The sequence below is a fragment of the Oryzihumus sp. genome (assembly GCF_054325275.1).
Genome location: NZ_JBTCWL010000136.1, coordinates 1 through 1,689 on the forward strand (window position 1 = coordinate 1; position 1,689 = coordinate 1,689).

Annotated in this window: 2 protein-coding genes; both read right to left on the bottom strand. The window is 76.2% G+C overall.

Translation table 11 applies throughout. From position 1 onward, the window contains the following. Positions 1-290: SAM-dependent methyltransferase (locus ACXVGS_RS19010; protein WP_458538227.1), on the bottom strand; the 290-nt coding region annotated here is incomplete at its 3' end. Continuing rightward, positions 287-1,639, bottom strand: coding sequence for a cobyrinate a,c-diamide synthase (locus ACXVGS_RS19015; RefSeq protein ID WP_458538228.1), 1,353 nt, complete (start codon positions 1,637-1,639; stop codon positions 287-289). The genes ACXVGS_RS19010 and ACXVGS_RS19015, both read right to left, overlap by 4 nt. Between the last annotated feature and the right edge of the window lie 50 nt (positions 1,640-1,689).

Here is a 1,689-nt window from a genome sequence, read left to right on the forward strand (position 1 = left end):
GCGACCGTTGTCGCGCCGCCGTCGAAGGCGCGAAGCACCTCGGCTGCCGCGGCGTCCCAGGCGGCTTCGCGGCGCGGGGTGGTGCCGCGGCCTTCGTCCATCGTGAAGACCGCCCTGCGCAGCCGGTCGGCCGGGACGTACCCCCGCACGGTCGCCTCGGCCCGGCCCGGCTCGTCCCCGGCGAGCACCGGGACGAGGACGACGTCCGCGTCGCGCATCACCCGTACTGCCTTGACGGTCACCAGCTCGGGGTCGCCGGGCCCGACGCCCACCCCCACCAGCCGATTCATGCGGCGACCCCCGCGTGCCGGCAGGCTCGGCGCACCAGCCGGGTGGCGATCTCCGGGTGCGCAGCCCAGTGTTGGTGCAGGTAGGACGCGTGCACCCCGCCCTCGACGAATCCCTCTGGCTGCGAGCCCATCGACCAGGCGGGGGTGGCCCCGGCGCCGGGCTCGACGACGGTGCGGTGGAACTCGTGCGCGGTGACGGCCGTGCCCGCCGGGACGAGCGCATCGGAGGGCGCGGTCGCCTCCCGGTATCCGAGCGTCAGTCGGGGGGTCATCCGGGCGGTCGCGTCGAGGACGCCGCACATGGGCTGGCCGTCCAGTTCGCGGACCAGGTAGAGCAGCCCCGCGCACTCCGCCACGACGGGTGCCCCCGACCGGGCGAGCCCGGCGACCTGCGCGCGCAGGCGTTCGTTCGCCGAGAGCGCGCGCGCGTGCATCTCCGGGACCCCGCCGCCGAGGACGAGCGCGGCGGTGCCGGCAGGCAGCGACTCGTCGCGCAGCGGGTCCACGGGCACGACCTGCGCCCCGGCCGCTGCCAGCAACTCGGCGTGCTCGGCGTAGGAGAACGTGAACGCGGCGCCACCGGCCATCGCGACGACGGGACGCTGCCCCGCGCCCTCGGCGAGCGCGGGTGGCGTCCACGGCGTCCCGGCGAGCGGTGAGGCGTCGCCGGCGACCGCGAGCACCGCGTCCAGGTCGATCGACCGGGCTAGCAGGTCACCGAGCCGCGCGACCGAACTGACCGCCTCCGCGGCGCGTTCCGCGGCGGGCACGAGACCCAGGTGCCGCGACGGCGTCGCGACCGCGTCGTCCCGGCGCACCGCCCCCAGCACGGGCACGCCCAGGTCGGCGAGCGCGGCCCGCAGGATCTCCTCGTGCCGGTCGGACCCCACCCGGTTGAGGACGACCCCGCCCAGCCGAACCCGCGGGTCGTAGCTGCGGAACCCCGCGACGAGCGCGGCCACCGAGCGGCCCTGGGCGGCGGCGTCGACCACGAGCAGCACCGGTGCGCCGAGCAGCCTGGCGACGTGGGCGGTGGAGCCGGTCGAGGTCGTGGCGCGGCCGTCGAACAGCCCCATCACCCCCTCGACGACGGCGAGGTCCGCGCCGCGGGCGCCGTGCAGGAACAGCGCGACGATGAGTTCCTCGCTGGTCAGCACCGGGTCGAGGTTGCGCCCGGAGCGTCCGGTGGCCAGCGCGTGGTAGCCCGGGTCGATGTAGTCGGGCCCGACCTTGTGGCCCGACACGACGTGCCCGCGTGCGCGCAGCGCCGCCATCAACCCGGTGGCCACGGTGGTCTTGCCGTGGCCGGAGGCGGGCGCAGCGACGACGACCCGCGGGACGCTTACCATTCGATGCCCTTCTGGCCCTTCTGCCCGGCGTCCATGGGGTGCTTGACCTT

What these genes read in the sequence shown, in the direction of transcription:
- ACXVGS_RS19015 (WP_458538228.1), bottom strand. Translation starts at nt 1,639, where the DNA reads ATGGTAAGCGTCCCGCGGGTCGTCGTCGCTGCGCCCGCCTCCGGCCAC.